The sequence below is a fragment of the Peribacillus glennii genome (assembly GCF_003429105.1).
Classification (GTDB): Bacteria; Bacillota; Bacilli; order Bacillales; family DSM-1321; genus Peribacillus; species Peribacillus glennii.
On sequence record NZ_QVTD01000010.1, the window covers coordinates 24,721 to 43,015 of the forward strand.

General features: G+C 45.2%; 14 protein-coding genes. 1 reads left to right on the top strand and 13 read right to left on the bottom strand.

All coding sequences use genetic code 11. From position 1 onward, the window contains the following. Positions 1-37: 37 nt before the first annotated feature. From rpmE to D0466_RS14305, 7 genes are all read right to left on the bottom strand, one after another. Positions 38-238, bottom strand: coding sequence for a 50S ribosomal protein L31 (gene rpmE / locus D0466_RS14270; protein WP_117323237.1), 201 nt, complete (start codon positions 236-238; stop codon positions 38-40). Positions 239-396: 158 nt separating this feature from the next. Then, positions 397-1,677 (bottom strand): transcription termination factor Rho, encoded by a 1,281-nt coding sequence (gene rho, locus D0466_RS14275; RefSeq protein WP_117323238.1) that lies wholly within the window; start codon positions 1,675-1,677, stop codon positions 397-399. 644 nt (positions 1,678-2,321) lie between these two features. Further along, on the bottom strand, positions 2,322-3,284 hold the full coding sequence (gene glpX / locus D0466_RS14280) for a class II fructose-bisphosphatase (RefSeq protein ID WP_117323239.1): 963 nt from the start codon (positions 3,282-3,284) through the stop codon (positions 2,322-2,324). Positions 3,285-3,399: 115 nt separating this feature from the next. Further along, entirely contained in the window at positions 3,400-4,683 is a 1,284-nt protein-coding gene (locus tag D0466_RS14285; RefSeq protein ID WP_117323240.1) for a UDP-N-acetylglucosamine 1-carboxyvinyltransferase, read from the bottom strand. Positions 4,684-4,901: 218 nt separating this feature from the next. After that, on the bottom strand, positions 4,902-5,549 hold the full coding sequence (gene fsa / locus D0466_RS14290) for a fructose-6-phosphate aldolase (protein WP_117323241.1): 648 nt from the start codon (positions 5,547-5,549) through the stop codon (positions 4,902-4,904). 154 nt (positions 5,550-5,703) lie between these two features. Then, positions 5,704-6,561 (bottom strand): class II fructose-bisphosphate aldolase, encoded by an 858-nt coding sequence (locus D0466_RS14295; protein WP_117323242.1) that lies wholly within the window; start codon positions 6,559-6,561, stop codon positions 5,704-5,706. 476 nt (positions 6,562-7,037) lie between these two features. Next, complete coding sequence (locus D0466_RS14305; RefSeq protein ID WP_117323244.1) at positions 7,038-7,409, bottom strand: response regulator; 372 nt, start codon at positions 7,407-7,409, stop codon at positions 7,038-7,040. A gap of 277 nt (positions 7,410-7,686) precedes the next feature. Here D0466_RS14305 and D0466_RS14315 point away from each other — a divergent pair, with 277 nt between their 5' ends. After that, complete coding sequence (locus D0466_RS14315) at positions 7,687-8,226, top strand: DUF2529 domain-containing protein (RefSeq protein ID WP_117323246.1); 540 nt, start codon at positions 7,687-7,689, stop codon at positions 8,224-8,226. A 197-nt stretch (positions 8,227-8,423) separates the two neighbouring features. On the opposite strand, the gene D0466_RS14320 is transcribed toward D0466_RS14315, so the two are convergent. From D0466_RS14320 to D0466_RS14350, 6 genes are all read right to left on the bottom strand, one after another. Continuing rightward, the gene (locus D0466_RS14320; RefSeq protein ID WP_117323247.1) at positions 8,424-10,031 is read right to left on the bottom strand and encodes a CTP synthase; all 1,608 of its coding nucleotides are present in this window, start codon (positions 10,029-10,031) and stop codon (positions 8,424-8,426) included. Between the two features lie 287 nt (positions 10,032-10,318). Continuing rightward, entirely contained in the window at positions 10,319-10,900 is a 582-nt protein-coding gene (rpoE, locus tag D0466_RS14325) for a DNA-directed RNA polymerase subunit delta (protein WP_117323248.1), read from the bottom strand. A 727-nt stretch (positions 10,901-11,627) separates the two neighbouring features. Beyond that, a complete protein-coding gene (icmF, locus tag D0466_RS14335; protein ID WP_117323250.1) occupies positions 11,628-14,894 on the bottom strand; it encodes a fused isobutyryl-CoA mutase/GTPase IcmF in 3,267 nt (1,088 codons plus the stop codon). Positions 14,895-14,909: 15 nt separating this feature from the next. Further along, positions 14,910-15,560: a TetR/AcrR family transcriptional regulator gene (locus D0466_RS14340; protein ID WP_117323251.1), complete on the bottom strand. Its 651-nt coding sequence runs from the start codon at positions 15,558-15,560 to the stop codon at positions 14,910-14,912. A gap of 203 nt (positions 15,561-15,763) precedes the next feature. Continuing rightward, entirely contained in the window at positions 15,764-16,906 is a 1,143-nt protein-coding gene (locus tag D0466_RS14345) for an acyl-CoA dehydrogenase (RefSeq protein WP_117323252.1), read from the bottom strand. Between the two features lie 235 nt (positions 16,907-17,141). Next, on the bottom strand, positions 17,142-18,278 hold the full coding sequence (locus D0466_RS14350; protein WP_117323253.1) for an acyl-CoA dehydrogenase: 1,137 nt from the start codon (positions 18,276-18,278) through the stop codon (positions 17,142-17,144). Between the last annotated feature and the right edge of the window lie 17 nt (positions 18,279-18,295).

Here is an 18,295-nt window from a genome sequence, read left to right on the forward strand (position 1 = left end):
AAATAAAACTTCCATCCATGGATGGAAGTTTTTCAAATTACTTAATGCCGTATTTTTTGTTGAAACGGTCAACACGTCCGCCAGCTTCAGCGAATTTTTGACGTCCAGTATAGAATGGGTGGCATTCAGAGCAAGTCTCAACACGCACTTCATTTTTTACGGAACCAGTTTCAAAAGTGTTACCACAAGAACATGTAACAGTTATTTTTTTGTAGTTTGGATGAATTCCAGCTTTCATTCTTTTCAGCTCCTTTTGCCCTGAATCATTCGAAACAGAGTTTATATACTTCAACGTGAGTTTATTCCCTCACATATATTGTAAAAACACATTGGTTTAATTATAGCAACAAATTGTCTTTTTTGCAACTGCTTGTTTCGCAAAATGAAAAGATAAAGCTACGAGCGTTTTGCCGCTGGTGCACCTTTTTTCATTTCTTCTTCCAGCTTGCTGAAAAACTCCTCATTCCCCTTCGTTTGCTTTAAGCGGCGCAGGAATTTCTCGGCAAAATCGGGTGTGTCCGACATTGTTTTCCTGATGGCCCACAGCTTATCCAGATGTTCTTTCGGAATAAGCAGCTCTTCTTTACGTGTGCCGGAACGCCTTATGTCGATGGCAGGGAAAATCCGTCTTTCCGCAAGTGCACGGTCAAGATGAAGCTCCATGTTCCCCGTTCCTTTGAATTCCTCATAAATGACATCGTCCATACGGGAACCAGTGTCAACAAGCGCGGTAGCCAAAATCGTCAGGCTTCCGCCTTCTTCAATATTCCTCGCTGCACCAAAGAACCGTTTTGGCCGGTGGAAGGCAGCAGGGTCAATCCCCCCGGAAAGCGTTCTGCCGCTCGGCGGGATGACAAGATTATAAGCACGCGCAAGACGTGTGATGCTGTCCATCAGGATGATGACATCCCGCTTATGCTCAACCAGGCGCATCGCCCTTTCCAAAACCAGCTCTGCAACTTTAATATGATTTTCCGGCACTTCATCAAATGTTGAACTAACGACATCGCCAGCAACTGAACGTTCAATATCGGTTACTTCCTCCGGGCGTTCATCGATTAACAGCACGATAAGCTCTGATTCCGGATGGTTGGTTGTGATGGCGTTGGCAATTTCTTTTATAAGCATCGTTTTCCCCGCTTTCGGAGGGGCCACGATCAAACCGCGCTGCCCAAAACCAACAGGGGCCAACACATCCATGATCCGGGTTGAAATGTTTTTTGGAACGGTCTCAAGTTTAATCTGCCTATCTGGATATAACGGGGTCAAACCTGGAAAGTGAACCCGTTCTTTTGCGGATTCCGGGTTATCCCCATTGACAGCCTCAACATGAAGCAGCCCGTAATATCGTTCATTTTCTTTAGGAGGCCTTACCTTGCCAGATACCTTATCTCCGTTCCTCAGGTCAAACCGGCGGATTTGGGACGCAGATATATAAATGTCCTCAGAGCTCGGTGAATAATTAATCGGGCGCAGGAACCCAAAGCCCTCGGACGGAATGATTTCAAGTACGCCTTCCATAAATAGCAATCCGTCCTGCTCTGCCTGTGCTTTCAATATGGCAAAAATAAGTTCTTTTTTGCTGAGTTTGCTGTAGTAGGATACTTTATATTCACGTGCGTGCTCATACAGTTCCTTAAGCTTCATGTTTTCTAAATTGGAAATAGTTAAATTCATTATGACACCACACTTTAGTAATTTAAACGTTTTCACCCATACTGAACAAAAGAAATAAGATATGGACGTGAGAAGAACAAACGAATCCATATAGCCGGGATTGCCTATTCTTTTTTTAGAAAGGATGATACATTTTTAGGGTAAAGAAGAAATTAGAAGGCTGTAAAGTTTTGGAGTAGTAAAGCAGATTTTCTTTTAACTTTTTAAAACAAGCTTAATTTTACTGGTTTTGCCGTAAATATTCAACTGAAATTTATTTTTTATCGGGAAACCCGGCGGTTCGGCAGCTTAAAAGAATAGAATCAGAAGGCGGAATCAAGCGAAAAATGCTTTAAATTCGTGATTCATGTGTGGATTTAGGAGAAAAATTCATTAATTGCGTGATGCATCTCCGTTTTAAGTGAAAAATGCTTTAATTTTGCGATTCATCCGATTTAAGCGGAAAATTCTTAAAGTGCGTGATTCATCTTCGGATTAAGGGAAAATGCTTTAATTTTGCGATTCATCTCCGGATTTAACGGAAAATGCATTTATTGCGCGATTCAATTCAGTGCCAAGCCTTGCCTAATGCACGCTGAATTACGTACAGTGAAAGCGAGCGACTGGTCGCCCGCTTTAATTTAACATATTTTAAGTAGCCGGCTCTATTTGATTACGAGGTTCGGCTTCTTCTTTAAGCTGTGGCGTCCGTCAACAAACCGGACGGTTCCTGATTTTGCACGCATGACAAGTGAGTGGGTTAAGCCGTAATTCCCCTTGAACTGCACGCCTTTCATCAATTCCCCGTCGGTGACGCCGGTCGCGGCGAAAATGGCATCGTCTCCACGGACAAGGTCTTCCATTCGAAGGATGCTGTGCACATTGATGCCCATGTTTTTACAACGCTCGGCTTCTTGATCATTTTGCGGCAGCAGTTTCCCTTGAAGTTCACCGCCCAGGCATTTTAACGCCACAGCGGCAATAACTCCTTCTGGCGCTCCCCCTGACCCAAACAAAATATCTACGCCAGTCTGGTCAAAGGCTGTGTTGATTGCTCCCGCGACATCTCCGTCGTTGATTAATTTGATACGTGCTCCTGCTTCACGAAGTTCGTGTATGATCTTCGAATGGCGGTCGCGGTTCAAAACGGTCGCGACGACATCCTGGATATCTTTGTTCTTAGCCTTCGCGACTGCTTTCAGGTTGTCCAAAACAGAAGCATTTATATCGATTTGCCCAACAGCCTCAGGACCAACCGCAATCTTATCCATGTACATATCCGGTGCATGCAGGAGGTTGCCGTTATCAGCAATCGCAAGAACCGCTAAAGCGTTCCAGCCTCCCGAAGCAACGATGTTTGTACCTTCCAAAGGGTCGACCGCAACATCTACACGGGGACCATAACCCGTACCCAGCTTTTCCCCTATGTATAGCATGGGAGCTTCGTCCATCTCGCCTTCCCCGATGACGACAGTCCCTTTCATCGGAACTGTATCGAACACATCCCTCATAGCAGAAGTAGCCGCATCGTCTGCTTCATCTTTCTTGCCTCTCCCCATCCAGCGCGCTGAAGCCAAAGCAGCAGCTTCCGTCACACGCACAAGCTCCATAGATAAGCTTCTCTCCATTATTGGTTCCTCCTCAGTGCTACTTAACAATGATTATACTATAAATTGATTATACTATAAATAGTATAACACAATGTCACCATTGATGTAACACATTTCAACATTGAGGATATGATCAATTTTTTAACTGTTCCACTTCTTCTTCAGACAGCTTTTCCCTCCAGATGGTTGCACCAAGGCCAGATAGCTTTTCGACCAAATCACTGTAACCCCTGTCGATATGATCGACCCCGGTAACTTCAGTTATGCCCTCCGCCATTAGTCCAGCAATGACAAGCGCTGCTCCTGCACGAAGGTCGCTGGCCTTTACTTTGGCACCTTGCAGCTGGATCGGGCCGTTGACGATCGCTGATCTGCCCTCCACCTTGATTTCCGCATTCATTCGGCGAAGCTCGTCAATATGCTTAAACCGGGCACCATAAATGGTATCTGTAACAACGCTTGTACCTTCCGCCCTTGTCAATAGGGAGGTGAATGGCTGTTGAAGGTCGGTAGGAAAGCCAGGATATACAAGCGTCTTGATATCTACGGCTTTAAAAACTGCACCAGGCGATACGAATATCTGATCGTCCCCGGCCTCGATGTTGATGCCCATTTCGCGGAGCTTTGCAGTAAGCGATTCGAGATGCTGGGGAATGACATTATCGATTAAAACTCCTTGTCCGACAGCCGCCGCCAGAATCATGAAGGTTCCCGCTTCGATTCTGTCAGGGATGATGGTATGCCTGCATCCGCTTAATTGTTCCACTCCATCAATCCGGATGATGTCCGTGCCGGCCCCTTTAATTTTCGCGCCCATATTCGTCAACAAGGTAGCGACATCGATTATCTCCGGTTCTTTTGCCGCGTTTTCAATAATGGTCCTGCCTTTTGCCAACACAGCAGCGAGCATGATGTTGATCGTTGCGCCTACGCTGACTACATCCAGGTAAATCCGGGCACCCCTAAGCTCGTCAGCCCGCAAATAAATAGCACCCTGTTCATTGGTCACTTGGGCGCCCAATGCTTCAAACCCTTTGATATGCTGATCGATGGGACGCGGCCCTAAATGGCAGCCCCCGGGCAGGCCAATCACGGCTTTTTTGAATTTCCCTAACATTGCACCCATTAAATAATAGGAGGCGCGAAGCTTCTTTACGCGTCCGTTTGGCAGTGGCATTGAAATCATCTTGCCGGGATCTACGGTCATTTCTCCATCCTCTAAACATACCGTTCCACCGATTTCTTCAAGGAGGCCTTTTAAAATTTCCACATCCGATATATTGGGCAGACCCTCTATTGTAACAGGGGAATCTGCGAGAATTGTTGCAGGTATGAGGGCAACCGCGCTATTTTTAGCACCGCTTACCCGGATGCTGCCTTTTAACGGGTAGCCGCCCGCAATTTTAAGTTTGTCCATAATAAACTCCCTTCCGCTCTAAGAAGTCAAGAAAGATTTCCTCCGACATGTTGAGGCATAATTTCCCAGTACAAATGAACATATTCCGACATTCTTTTCTTTTTATATTTATTAGTTTACACAAAAATTGAAAAGTCATGTAAAATTTTGAAAAAAATTGTAGCCGGCCGTTTCACCATTTTGCAGTAAACATTCGAGAAGAAGGGAGTGACGATAGTCTATTCTGAACGGGAATTCCAGTCCGCAATGAAAGCATCGATTCCTTTGTCAGTCAGCGGGTGCCTGAACAGCTGTAATAGCACCTTATAAGGAATCGTGGCGATATGTGCACCCGTTAACGCAGCTTCCTGAACATGCAGCGGGTGCCGGATGGACGCCGCGATGATTTCGGACTGGATATCATGGATGGCAAATATATCGGCGATATCCGAAATCAGATGCATCCCGTTAAAGCCGATATCATCAAGACGGCCAAGAAATGGCGATACATAAGTCGCTCCGGCCCTGGCTGCAAGAAGCGCCTGGTTGGCACTGAATATCAAGGTTACATTCGTTTTGATTCCTTCCTTTGTCAGGGCAGAAACAGCTTTAAGACCGTCAGGCGTCATAGGCACCTTGATGGTGATATTCGGCGCAATCGCGGCAAGTTCTTTTGCTTCCGCCATCATCCCTTCAAAATCAAGGGCAATTACCTCGGCACTCACAGATTCCTTTACCAGGCTTGTAATCTCGCGTAGACGGTCATGGAAAGAAACATTCTTCTCCTTTGCCACAAGTGATGGGTTCGTAGTCACCCCGGCTAAAACCCCAAGTGCGTGGGCTTCTCGTATTTCCTCAATATTAGCGGTATCAATAAAAAATTTCATAAGAAAGACCTCCAACCATTTTTCATCTATATAAGCATACTTTTAGCAATTATGTAAATAGTGAATTTTCAGTTATTTTTTCCTTAAAATAAAGGCCTGCCCCCAAAAAACTTTTGGAGAACCAGACCTTCCAATGAACTAAGTATAAGATATATTAAGCTTTTCCGTTTGAACCGAACTCGCGGATTTTGCCAACAACCGTTTCCTTGATGGCATCACGACCGGGGCCGATATATTTACGAGGATCGTATACTTCGCTGTCGTTATTTAAAACCTCGCGAACAGCCTTTGTAAACGCAATTTGATTTTCAGTATTTACATTGATTTTGGAAGTCCCCAAAGAAACCGCGCGTTGGATGTCCTTTGTCGGAATGCCTGTTCCGCCGTGCAGAACCAATGGAACCCTTGTTAGATCGCGCACTTCTTCCATTTCTTTGAAGCCAAGGTTTGGCTCGCCTTTATAAGGGCCATGAACAGAACCTAATGCAGGTGCAAAGCAGTCAACGCCAGTGCGCCTTACCAGTTCTTCACACTCTTTCGGGTCAGCGTAAATAACGCCATCAGCCACTACATCGTCTTCCTGTCCGCCTACAGTCCCTAATTCGGCTTCTACAGAAACACCTTTTGAATGGGCATATTCGACAACCTTTGAAGTGGTCTCGATATTTTCTTCTAACGGGTGGTGTGAAGCATCGATCATGACGGAAGTAAAGCCGGCATCAATCGCTTCCTTACACTTATCATAACTTGAACCATGGTCCAGGTGAATGGCCACCGGTACAGTAATCTTCATATCTTCGATTAATCCTTGAACCATCATCACAGTCGTTTTAAATCCGCCCATGTGACGTGCTGCACCCTCTGATACACCAAGGATTACAGGAGATTTTTCCTGCTCTGCAGCAGCTAAAATCGCTTGTGTCCATTCAAGGTTATTGATATTGAACTGGCCTACAGCATATTTGCCTTCAAGGGCTTTATTAAGCATGTCTGTCATTGATACTAAAGGCATTTTGTTTCCTCCTTCTAGCAATGTTATCCTGCTCACGCAGATTCTCTCTAGAATATTCCCTTAAATATGTAGTTCCTATACCGGGAATACCAAAATCACTCTTAGCATATCAGTCTACGGATAAAACGGCAACCAATTCACCATTTTGAAGAATATTCAAAATAATGGATACGCTTTCTCCGGAAATCAGCAGTTTTCTTGTAATGTTTCTCAAAATTTTCATAACTGCCAAAGCCATATAATTCTGCGTCCAATTTCTGTTTTTCTTTAAAATCCGAATGTTCCCGCTTAATTTCACTCGTTCAAGTCACCCTATATTTCGCTTAATTCTGGTTTTTGGTTTGTTCCCCTGGCCCGTTAACAATTCCATATGTATAACAAAAAAACACGGCTGCATCCCGGGAAAATTAAATCCCGGATACATCCGCAGGGCCACATCAAAGGCGTGCGTGCTCATTCACTTCTTTATACAGTCCTTAAGACTTCTGCATTGGGATATAATCTTTGACTGCTTTTCGAATATCATCAATATCAAAAGGCTTCGCAAAATGAGTGATGGCGCCTAAGTCCTTCGCTTTTTGGATAATATCCAGTTCTCCGTAGGCAGTCATGATGATTACCCGGATATCCGGATCGATTTGTTTCATGCGTTTAAGGATTTCTATGCCATCCATTCCCGGAATTTTCATATCCAATAGGACTAAATCGGGAGAATGCTTATTTACAACATCGAGCGCCTGTATGCCGTTTGCCGCTTGGAATGTATTATAGCCTTCCTTTGTAAGGACCTCATTGAGCAAAATCCGGATCCCAAATTGATCGTCTACAATTAAGATGTTTGCTGCCATTCTCTCACCTCTTTCTTATGTATGGCCATAGCTTGGCCCTTTACCACGTTATCGACGTTATGCACCCCTGCAAGATCCGTGTTTTTTCGCTGTATTACCCATATAAATGTTTATTTCTTTATTCGCTAAAAACCTTTCGGAATCCTTCTTCTTTCCTATAACCTTTAAAAAAATATACTTCTTGTTTTGATACATGCCCGATACAAACAAGGTTGTTCGCTTTGATGAAAGCATTGTTTTATAATGGAGGCAATGAAAATCGAAGGAGTAAATGATCATGCTTAAAATGTTTTCTACCCAGATTAGCGGGTTATTTAAAAAAATCATGGAAGGAGAAGAATTTGCCTTTGAAGACTGTGCCCGATTGCTCGCGCAAGCCTCGATTGGGGATGGCACGATTTACATCCACGGTTTAGGCGAAATGCAGGGAATCCTCGCTGAAGCCCTGTACGGCGCAGAAATTTTTCCAAACGCAATGCCCCTTTATGATGAAAACCGTACTCAAGTTTCGCTCTCGATTGCAGACCGGGTATTGCTATTCTCCCGCCATTCTAATGACGAGGAAGCATTGAAGCTTGCCGCAGATCTTCGCAGGGACGGCATCCCCTTTACCGCTGTTTCCACCCTGGTACCGTCAGCCGGACATTCCCTGGATCAACTGGCTGATGTCCATATCGACCTTCGTCTACAAAAAGGATTGCTCCCAGACGACAATGGGAACCGCGTCGGGTATCCGACACTCATGGCTGCCTTATTTGCTTATTATGGCATAAAATTTACACTGGAAGAAATCCTGACAGAGTACGAAGAGGAATAACATCACTACATCATTGTGCACTGTCCGTACAATAAAGACCGGCCGCCCCACGGCTGCTTGGTTTCAACAAAATGATAGGATTTTTTATTGAATCTGGTTGTATATCAACACATTCTGACTTTTATCAAAAATTACATTTAACGTAAAAAAACGCTTGGATGCGAGAATCCAAGCGTTTTTTATTAGTCTTACCTTTTTTACAGCTGTTCCCTACGCTTCAAAGAAGCTTCAACAAAATCGCGGAACAACGGCTGTGGACGTGTCGGCCTTGAAATAAATTCAGGGTGGAATTGAGATGCAACGAACCAAGGATGGTCTTTGAGTTCAATGATTTCCACAAGCCGGCCGTCCGGGCTTGTTCCTGAGAAGACAAACCCTTCCGCTTCCATCGCCTGGCGGTAATGGTTGTTGAACTCAAAACGGTGGCGATGGCGTTCGTAGACTACGCTGTCCTTATAGGCAGCATGTGCTTTCGAACCTTCCGTAAGCTTACATGGATATAGGCCGAGGCGCAGCGTTCCGCCGAGGTCTTCTACGTCCTTTTGTTCCGGCAGCAAATCGATGATTGGATACGGCGTATCCAGATTGATTTCAGATGAGTGAGCTCCTTCCAGTCCTAAAACATGGCGGGCATACTCGATGGAAGCAAGCTGCATGCCTAAGCAAATGCCAAGGAACGGAATTTTATTGATGCGCGCATATTCGATGGCAGAGATCTTGCCTTCGATTCCGCGGTCGCCGAAACCACCTGGAACAAGGATGCCATCCGCATCGCTAAGCAGATCCTCCACATTTTCACGTGTCACATGCTCTGCATTGATCCATTTTATATTAATATCCGCATCGAATGTGTATCCCGCATGCTTTAATGCTTCGACTACTGAAATATAAGCATCCTGCAGCTCGACATATTTACCAACTAAAGCAATGGTCGTGGACTTTGAGAGATTTGTAACCTTGTGGATCAGTTCCTTCCACTCTTCCATGTTGGCCTCCGCGCAATCAAGCTTCAGGTGATCGCAAACGATTTGGTCCATTTTTTGATCCTGCAATGCTAAAGGAATGGTATATAGCGTATCGGCATCCTGACACTCAATGACCGCTTTTGCATCAATGTCGCAGAATAGGGCGATTTTATCCTTCATATCACGGGACATTGGCATTTCTGTACGGACGACGATGATATTTGGCTGAATTCCAAGACTGCGCAACTCTTTTACGCTGTGCTGAGTCGGCTTTGTTTTCATTTCTCCGGCAGCTTTAATATATGGAACAAGCGTACAATGAATATACATTACATTGTCGCGCCCAATATCACTCTTAATTTGGCGGATCGCTTCCAAAAACGGCAATGACTCGATATCGCCCACTGTTCCGCCAATTTCCGTAATGACGACGTCCGCGTTGGTTTCATGTCCTGCACGGAAAACCCGTTCTTTAATTTCATTTGTTATATGGGGGATGACTTGCACCGTACCGCCTAAGTAATCGCCGCGACGCTCTTTTCTTAATACGGTGGAATAAATCTTTCCTGTAGTGACATTGCTGTGTTTTCCAAGGTTAATATCAATGAAACGCTCATAGTGGCCCAGATCCAGGTCTGTTTCCGCGCCATCATCCGTTACAAAAACTTCACCGTGCTGATACGGGCTCATTGTTCCCGGGTCAACGTTAATGTATGGATCGAATTTTTGAATCGTGACATTCAAGCCCCGGTTTTTTAAAAGCCTTCCAAGCGACGCTGCCGTGATCCCTTTACCCAATGAAGAAACCACTCCGCCTGTTACGAAAATATATTTTGTCAACGTTTTTTCCCCCTTATAAATCGAAAAGTTTCAACTCTTTTATTTACTCATGTAGTTTTTCCCTTTAACGTGAAAACATTACTAATAGCTTTTCCGCCATAAAAAACAGCACATGATGTTTTAACTATGCCCTTCAAAATGATCCTTTTCTTACAGCATATCTCCTAAAAAAACAAAAACGCCCCTTACAAACGTAAGGGAGCGTTATTTTACTAACCGTCCTATTTAAAGGAGCCCAAAAATGATATTACAAAACTCGATATAAAAAGTCAAGCGTCTACAAAAACCTAGCGTTTTTCATCTTCGATTTCTTCCTCGTCTTCCAGCTCATCATCCTCGTCAAGTTCCTCATCATCACTTTCCTCATCGATAAGGTCTTCATCCAGATCATCATCTTCGAAATCATCATCATCCGCATCGACATCTAGCAGGTCATCATCGTCGTCTGCTACCTCGATCAGGTCTGCATCTTCATCTTCGTCATCAAGTTCATCCAGGTCTTCATCTTCGAAATCCAGATCTTCGTCTTCAAAATCTTCGAAGTCATCCTCCACGACTTTCTTCGCTTTTTTCTTCTTCGGTTTGGCAGAGTGGACAACCTCTTCTTCAATTTGGTCGACAGGGTACCAGGTTTTTAGTCCCCAGCGGTTTTCCCCCAATGATGTAAAACGGCCATCGACATTTAAGTCGGTATAAAACTGGGCCATCCTTGTCGTTACTTCCTCGTCTGAAAGATTCTGTAATTGTTTGATTTCTTTCATCAATTCTTTAAAAGAAACTGGCTGCTTTTTCTCTGCGAGCAAATCAAAAGCAACTTCCAAAAGTGACATTTCCAATATTTGCTCTTTTGAGTATTGTTTTAGACTCAACGCCTGCACTTCCCTTCTCTATTCCAAACACCTGAACATGCGGTGTTTCACACATTAGAAATCTAATTAAGTATCTTCTTTTTATCCGTGCACAAATCCTGCTTGAGGCATACTATTCATTATAAACAATAAAAATAGGTTTATGCCAGCTAAATCCCTGCGTTTCAGAGCTTTTTCAAGAGGCCTGCCCAGGGTTTCCCTTCCCCTTTCCCCTGCCTTTCTTCCATGTGCGGTAAGAGAGCACAAAAAAGAATATTGATAGCAGCAAAAAAGGGATTGCCCCTAATCCATTTTCATATAATACAAAGAAAAGAAAAAGAGCAGCGAAGCAAACCGTGCCGCTTACAAGTCGTTTGCCCTTCATATTCCCTCTCCAGACGGGCCCGGATGGTATCCCTTTTTGTTGGCGGATAAGATAGTGTAATACATTCTTATCTGCATAAATCAGAACACAGACCGTCCTCACGTCTTCGTCTGTGTGACCCACATTTCATGGGCCTAACTGCGCCTTTGTCTTCGCCTTTAGGAAAGGCTGGCCAATCGGCAAGTTTTCTAAGTTGAAATACCATTGTAGCCTTTTTTTTTAATATTTATAAGGCAAAAATACCATTTTTCATAAGAAAATGCTATTTTTACAGAAAAAGAAGGTACTGTACCTGGATTGTCAATCGGTTCAGTACCTAATATGGCGATTTAAGCTGTCACTCTTGCCTGTTTATTCCCGGATTTACATATTCCTTCTGTATTGTCCGCCCACTTCATAGAGGGCCCGGGTTATTTGCCCGAGGCTTGCTGCCTTAACGCATTCCATTAACTCGGCAAAGATGTTCTCACCGCTTACGGCCGCTTTCTTGAGCTTATCTATTGCCTTTTGGCATTCCGCTTCATTCCTCGTTTGGAATTCGCGGAGATTTTGGATTTGGCCTTCCTTTTCTTCCTTTGTCGCACGTGCAATTTCCATGCTGTCCAATGCTTCGTCGGAAGGAGGGTTCGGGTTCAGATAGGTATTGACTCCAATGATCGGAAGCTCCCCTGTATGCTTCTTCATTTCATAGTACATCGATTCATCCTGGATCTTTCCACGCTGGTACTGGGTTTCCATAGCGCCTAAAACGCCGCCGCGGTCATTGATGCGGTCAAACTCCTCAAGCACCGCTTCTTCCACTAAATCGGTCAGCTCTTCAATGATAAAAGCACCTTGAAGCGGGTTTTCATTTTTGGATAACCCGTGTTCCTTCGTAATGATCATTTGTATCGCCATTGCCCTTCGCACTGAATCTATGGTCGGCGTCGTGATTGCTTCGTCATAAGCATTCGTATGAAGCGAATTGCAGTTATCCTGAAGCGCCATGAGCGCCTGAAGTGTCGTACGGATATCGTTAAAGTCAATTTCCTGGGCATGCAGGGACCGCCCTGATGTCTGAATATGGTACTTGAGTTTCTGGCTCCGTTCATTGGCTCCATATTTGTCTCGCATGACCGTTGCCCAGATTCTCCTGGCGACCCGCCCGATTACCGTATATTCAGGATCAAGCCCATTAGAGAAAAAGAATGAAAGATTCGGTGCAAAATCATCAATATCCATGCCGCGGCTTAAATAGTATTCGATATAGGTAAAGCCGTTCGCAAGAGTGAATGCCAGCTGTGAAATCGGGTTTGCCCCCGCTTCGGCAATATGGTATCCGGAAATCGAAACAGAATAATAGTTTCTCACTTTATGGCGGATGAAATATTCCTGTATGTCCCCCATCATGCGGAGGGCGAATTCAGTTGAGAAAATACATGTATTCTGGCCTTGGTCTTCTTTTAGAATATCTGCCTGGACAGTCCCGCGAACGGTTTGCAATGTATACGCACGCACTTCTGCAAATTCTTGCGGAGTCAGTGCCCTGCCTAGTTCGCCTTCCTTTTTTTGCACCTGCTGGTCAATGGCTGTATTCATATACATCGCCAGAATGATCGGTGCCGGTCCATTTATTGTCATCGAGACAGAAGTGGAAGGAAGGCAAAGGTCAAATCCGGCATAAAGCTTTTTCATATCTTCCAATGTGCATATGCTGACCCCGCTTTCGCCGACCTTCCCGTAAATATCAGGACGGTAATCAGGATCTTCCCCATATAATGTCACGGAATCGAATGCAGTACTTAGGCGTTTTGCTTCGTCATCCTTGGAAAGATAATGGAAGCGCCGGTTTGTCCTGACTGGGGAGCCTTCTCCGGCAAATTGTCGTTTCGGATCCTCGCCTTCACGTTTGAACGGGAAAACCCCAGCGGTATACGGAAAGTAGCCTGGTGCATTTTCCCTGTATACCCACTTTAAAATCTCACCGTAATCGGTGAATTTGGGCAGGGAAACTTTTGGGATCATCAATCCTGACAGGCTCTTCGTCTTCAGTACGGTAATGATTTCTTTATCGCGGATTTTTGTGGTGAATTTGTCTCCCGCATACTTCTCCCTCAGCTCTGCCCAGCCCTCCAGGATCTTTTTTGATTCTGCAGACAGCTTGGAAGCAGTTTCATCATGTAAGGCCTGAAGCGAGTTGATAATTTCTTCGTTTGCCTCTTTTTCCTGAACAGCCTGGATTGCACCCTCGAGCTGGAAAAGCTTCCTGGCGATACGGGCTTGCTCTTCCGCTTTATTATGGTAATTGCGTACGGTATCTGTTATTTCCCGCAAATAATAGCGGCGGTCATTGGGGATGATGATATTTTGTTTTTGGACGTCGGCTTCCTTTGTGAATGTTGTAGCCCAATCCGTGCCGGTTTTGTCATTTAGCTTCTCAATTAAAGCGGCAAATAATGCATTGGTTCCAGGATCATTGAATTGGGACGCGATTGTGCCATACACAGGCATCTCTTCAGCTTCTTTATCAAACAGCAAATGGCTCCTTTGGTATTGTTTTTGAACCTGCCGTTTTGCATCCTCCGAGCCTTTTCGTTCAAATTTGTTGATGACGATCAAGTCTGCGTAGTCGATCATATCGATTTTTTCCAGCTGGGAAGGGGCGCCGAATTCACTCGTCATCACATACATGGATACGTCACAAATATCGGTGATCCCGGCATCGCCCTGCCCGATTCCGCTCGTTTCGACCACTATTAAATCAAACCCGGCCGCTTTTGCCACCGAAATGGCATCCTGGATGGCTAAAGACAGCTCACTCTTGGAACGTCGGGTGGCCAGGCTTCTCATATAGACCCGTTCAGAAAATATTGCGTTCATGCGGATTCGGTCACCCAATAATGCCCCACCCGTTTTTTGCTTTGTCGGGTCAACGGAGAGGACCGCTATTTTCTTGTCAGGAATCTCATTGATAAAGCGCCGTATTAATTCATCGGTTAATGAACTTTTTCCTGCGCCGCCTGTACCTGTGATCCCGATGACTGGCACCTTTTTCTCAGATGTTTTAATCTGCTCCATGAGGCTTTCAGCTGCAGCGGCTGCCTCTTCAGCCGCATCCTGCCGGTTTTCCGCCAGTGTAATAAATTGCGCCACCGCCACCGTTTCACCTGCAAGCAGATCATCAAAACGATCCTGCACAGATGCCTTAACTGTTGAAAAATCACATTCCTCAAGCATTAGGTTGATCATTCCTTGAAGGCCGTTCACCCTACCATCTTCCGGCGAAAAAATGCGAGAAATGCCATATTCGTGGAGTTCCTTTATTTCACGGGGGATTATGACCCCTCCGCCCCCGCCATAAATGCGGATATGGGCTGCGCCTTTTTCCTGAAGCAAATCAAACATATATTTGAAATATTCCACATGGCCGCCTTGGTAGGAAGACACCGCAATCCCCTGGACATCCTCCTGGATGGCAGCGTTTACAACCTCCTGGACGGAACGGTTATGGCCGAGATGAATGACCTCGGCCCCGCTTGATTGCAATATGCGGCGCATAATATTGATCGATGCATCATGGCCGTCGAACAAGCTGGAAGCAGTGACAAATCGGATATGATTTTTAGGTTTGTATACATCTGTATGGTTCACCCTGTGCTCCTCCTTTTATGGTAATGATGTTGCATTCAGGTTTCCCTTGCCGTAAAGGCTGCCCAACAGCAAATCCGATTGCAGCTCTATATATTCTTCAAGCGTGTAGATTTTTCTAAGCGCCCAGCGGCGGAAGCCCCACATCTGCCCCTGGACGAAAATGTTATGCGCGAGAAGGCGAATGTGTTTCTCGGAAATGTTAAGTTTCCCGTTTTCCACGCAACGTGTGATGACCAATTCAAACATGTGGACCATTTCCATTTCCTTTTTCAATACGTATGGAAGGGCATCTTTTGTCAGCGACTTCACTTCCTGATACATGACCAGCACTTCATCCTGCATATCGTCCATGACCTGGAAAAAATAAGCGATGGTAGTTTTCAAGGCTTCCGGTGTGCCGCTATTCTGTTCGAGATCGTTTTGCAGCCTGTCTTTTACCTCATCATAGATAAAATCACAGACCAAATATAAAACATCTTCTTTCGTGCGGATATATTCATAAAGCGTTCCGATACTGAAGCCGGCAGCCTTGGCGATTTCCCTCGTCGTGGTCCGGTGGAATCCCTTTTCCTTGAATAAATTCACGGCCCCTTTGATCATCTGGTTGCGCCGCATGCTGACGAGCTTCTCATCCTTTACCGAAGCGTGGACTTCTCTTTTTTTCATACGTCACCACCTTACCTGCTCCACGGTGTATTTATTGAGGAAGTAATAACTGGAAGAATTATCTTAGAAGACCATCAGGCTGTGCTTTAGGCAGAGAGCAGCTTGAATCGTTATAAAGCAGAAGGAAAGTTTCTGCTGCATTCTGTGTCTGTATCCGCCGGTTAGAGGCTTTTATAAAAGCCAACCAACCGGCGGGTTTCTTATTAGTCTTTAGTGATCATCCTTGAGATTACCAATTTCTGAATCTCTTGTGTTCCTTCGTAGATCTGTGTGATTTTAGCATCCCGCATAAAGCGTTCAACAGGGTAATCCTTTGTATAACCGTAGCCTCCGAATACCTGGACCGCCTCTGTCGTCACCTTCATTGCCGTATCGCCCGCGAACAGTTTGGACATCGCCGATTCCTTACCATAAGGAAGGCCCTCTGATTCACGCCATGCCGCCTGGTAAGTGAGCAATCGTGCCGCTTCGATGCTTGTTGCCATATCCGCAAGCTTAAAGCCAATTCCCTGCTGTGCTGCAATCGGTTTTCCGAATTGTACGCGTTCCTTTGCATACCCTACTGCTGCATCCAGTGCCCCCTGGGCAATCCCGACAGCCTGTGCGGCAATCCCGTTCCTGCCGCCGTCCAGTGTCATCATCGCAATTTTGAAGCCTTCCCCTTCTTTTCCAAGCAAGTTTTCCTTGGGAACCTTGCAATCTTCGAAAATGATTTCTGTTGTCGGTGATGAACGGATGCCGAGTTTCTTTTCTTTCTTGCCGACACTAAAGCCAGGGAAGTCTTTTTCCACGATAAACGCGCTTGTGCCTTTTTGTTTTGATTCCGGATCTGTTAATGCAAAAACAACATACGTATCGGCAATGCCGCCGTTTGTAATGAAGATTTTTGACCCATTCAGGATATAATGGTCGCCTCCGAGCTTGGCGGTGGTTCTCATTCCGCCCGCATCCGATCCTGAGCCCGGTTCGGTCAGGCCATATGCCCCGATTGTTTCTCCCTTAGCCATCGGAGTCAGGTATTTCTGCTTTTGTTCTTCAGAACCAAACTTGTAAATTGGCCAACCGGCAAGGGACGTATGGGCGGATAATGTTACCGCCGTAGAGGCGCACACCCTTGACAGCTCTTCAATGGCGATGCAATAAGCTAAATAGTCACTGCCAATGCCCCCGTATTGTTCCGGCCAAGGAATGCCGGTAAGGCCAAGCTCGGCCATTTTGTCAAAAATTTCACGGTCGAACCGCTCTTCTTCATCCCTTTCTGCGGCTGTGGGAGCCACTTCATTGTTTGCGAAATCGCGTACCATCTTTCTTATCATTTCGTGTTCTTCTGTCAGTGTAAATTGCATGGTCCAGTTCTCCTGTCTTTGGTAAAATATATCAGTTCATATAGGGAGTGGTGATGATTTGAAGTAAAACTATGATTCATTTGGAAATGTTGCCGATTTCATTTAAAAAAATTATTTTTAAGCAAAAGCATGCTATTTCATGACAACTATTTTTTTAAGCGAAAATCACAGGAATTAAGCGGAAAATTTATTGTATGAGCGAAAAACGATAAGGTTAAAGCGAAAGCCAGTACTCCTACTTATAAAGATGCTTACTGATGACGATCCGTTGGATTTCGCTTGTTCCTTCGTAAATTTCGGTGACCTTCGCATCCCGGAAATACCGCTCGACTGGATATTCCTTTGTATAGCCATAGCCGCCGAATACCTGGATTGCCTCTGTGGATACATGCACTGCAGTCTTCGATGCCATTAGCTTTGCCATGGAAGCTTCTTTCCCGCATGGCAGACCGCGGGACCTTAAATCCGCAGCTTGGTATACCAGGAGCTTCGACGCTTCAATATCTGTTGCCATCTCAGCAAGCTTGAACCCGATACCCTGCTGGGCTGCGATTGGTTTGCCAAACTGTACTCTTTCTTTTGCATAGCGGACAGCGTGCCCGTACGCGCCTTCCGCAATTCCAAGTGCCTGTGCAGCAATGCCGATTCGTCCGGCATCCAGATTTGCCATAGCAATTTTAAAGCCTTCCCCCTCTTTTCCAAGCAGGTTTTCAGCAGGCACCATCATATTATCGAAAGTAAGCTGCACGGTTCTTGACCCGTGAAGGCCCATTTTGTGTTCGTCTTTGCCAATGATTAACCCCGGTGTGTCCTTTTCTACGATAAAAGCCGTAATGCCTTTGCTTCCTGCTTCAGGGCTGGTCAAAGCAAAAACGATATAAACATCTGCTTCCCCCCCATTTGTGATAAATACCTTGGAACCATTGATTTTATAAAAATCTCCTTCGCGGACTGCCCGCGATTTCAGGCTTGCCGCATCAGATCCTGAACTCGGTTCTGTCAGGCAAAAAGCCCCAAGATATTCACCGGATGCCAATTTCGTGACATACTTTTGTTTTTGTTCTTCCGTTCCAAAGTAAAGAATCGGACTGGTTCCTACGGAGGTGTGAACGGAAAGGATCACTCCCAACGTCGGGCTTACCCTTGAAATCTCATTAATGGCAATCACATAAGAGATAAAATCCATTTCCGACCCGCCATATTGTGCAGGAACCGGAATTCCCATCACGCCAAGTTCGCCCATTTTTTTCAGCAAGGGGTGTGGGAATATCCCTTCTTCCATTTTTTCAACAAATGGAGCGATTTCATTATCCGCAAAGCTTCGAACCATCTTCCGCATCATTTCTTGCTCTTTCGTAAATGTCAGTTTCATAGTCAGCCTCCTGGGTG

Excerpts from the sequence above, each read along its gene's own strand:
- rho (WP_117323238.1), bottom strand. The coding sequence starts at position 1,677 with ATGAATTTAACTATTTCCAATTTAGAAAACATGAAGCTTAAGGAACTG.
- D0466_RS14285 (WP_117323240.1), bottom strand. The coding sequence starts at position 4,683 with ATGGACAAACTTAAAATTGCGGGCGGCTACCCGTTAAAAGGCAGCATC.
- D0466_RS14345 (WP_117323252.1), bottom strand. The coding sequence starts at position 16,906 with ATGCAATTTACACTGACAGAAGAACACGAAATGATAAGAAAGATGGTA.
- D0466_RS14315 (WP_117323246.1), top strand. The coding sequence starts at position 7,687 with ATGCTTAAAATGTTTTCTACCCAGATTAGCGGGTTATTTAAAAAAATC.
- D0466_RS14350 (WP_117323253.1), bottom strand. The coding sequence starts at position 18,278 with ATGAAACTGACATTTACGAAAGAGCAAGAAATGATGCGGAAGATGGTT.
- D0466_RS14295 (WP_117323242.1), bottom strand. The coding sequence starts at position 6,561 with ATGCCTTTAGTATCAATGACAGACATGCTTAATAAAGCCCTTGAAGGC.
- fsa (WP_117323241.1), bottom strand. The coding sequence starts at position 5,549 with ATGAAATTTTTTATTGATACCGCTAATATTGAGGAAATACGAGAAGCC.
- D0466_RS14305 (WP_117323244.1), bottom strand. The coding sequence starts at position 7,409 with ATGGCAGCAAACATCTTAATTGTAGACGATCAATTTGGGATCCGGATT.
- D0466_RS14340 (WP_117323251.1), bottom strand. The coding sequence starts at position 15,560 with ATGAAAAAAAGAGAAGTCCACGCTTCGGTAAAGGATGAGAAGCTCGTC.
- rpmE (WP_117323237.1), bottom strand. The coding sequence starts at position 238 with ATGAAAGCTGGAATTCATCCAAACTACAAAAAAATAACTGTTACATGT.
- glpX (WP_117323239.1), bottom strand. The coding sequence starts at position 3,284 with ATGGAGAGAAGCTTATCTATGGAGCTTGTGCGTGTGACGGAAGCTGCT.